The sequence below is a fragment of the Phocaeicola sp. ICN-14070 genome (genome assembly GCF_037892625.1).
Classification (GTDB): Bacteria; Bacteroidota; Bacteroidia; order Bacteroidales; family Bacteroidaceae; genus Phocaeicola; species Phocaeicola plebeius.
Genome location: NZ_JBBKBF010000162.1, coordinates 1 through 943, shown reverse-complemented (window position 1 = coordinate 943; position 943 = coordinate 1). Strand labels below are relative to the sequence as shown.

The 943-nt window shown below is 41.7% G+C and carries 1 protein-coding gene; it reads left to right on the top strand.

Going from position 1 to position 943, the window contains the following annotated elements; genetic code table 11:
* Positions 1 to 107: 107 nt before the first annotated feature.
* Positions 108 to 935: an IS5 family transposase gene (locus WKT20_RS18075; RefSeq protein ID WP_117674222.1), complete on the top strand. Its 828-nt coding sequence runs from the start codon at positions 108 to 110 to the stop codon at positions 933 to 935.
* Positions 936 to 943: the final 8 nt, after the last annotated feature.

Here is a 943-nt window from a genome sequence, read left to right as displayed (position 1 = left end):
GAAGTGATTTAAACTTATGTATATCAATTAAAATATTGTCAAACAGCGTACAAATAGAATTATTCATTATATTATGGGTGACCAAACTCATTCATAATAAACAACCTATGTACGCTGTATTGGACAAAGATACGATAAAAAACGAAATACTTCCTCATCTTTCTGTGGCAAAACGCGGTTTTCAATCAAAAAGTAGTCTGATTGAAGTCATCAATGCCATTCTCTATAAGTTAAAGACCGGATGCCAATGGGAATATCTTCCCGTGAAAGAACTGTTCAGCGGCAAGGTCCTGAAATACGGTGCTGTATTTCACCATTACAATAAGTGGAGCAAGAAAGGTGAATGGAAGTCGCTTTGGCTGCAACTTTTGGACAAGCACCGTTCGGAACTTGACATGTCAAGTGTGGATCTTGACGGAAGCCACACTCCGGCTATACGCGGCGGGGAAGAAGTCGGCTATCAGGGAAGGAAAAAACGCAAGACGACCAATGCCCTTTATCTTACAGACAGGAAAGGGCTTCCTCTCGCCATGTCCGTTCCGAAAAGCGGGGAACATCATGACACGCACAATATTGTTGCTGTAATGCAGAACATGATGGAAGACATGGCAAAAGCCAACATCAGAACGGACGGGCTTTTCCTGAATGCGGATGCCGGATTTGATTGTGCAGCCCTCCGCTCCGTGCTCAAAAGTTATGGAATTGTGTCAAACATCTGTATCAACAAAAGAAATGGAACGACAAACGACAGTATAGTCCTTGATGAATTGTTGTATAGGGAACGATACTCCATAGAACGGACAAACGCGTGGATGGACAGTTTCAGAACTATTTTGAATCGATTTGATACAACGCTCAGAAACTGGGAATCATGGAACTACATCGCTTTTTCCGTTATGCTATTGAGAAAATGTGCAAGGAAAAGAAAAGTTTAAATCACTTC

Bases quoted from the DNA above. Each gene is read 5' to 3' on its own strand.
- WKT20_RS18075 (WP_117674222.1), top strand. From the start codon at position 108: ATGTACGCTGTATTGGACAAAGATACGATAAAAAACGAAATACTTCCT.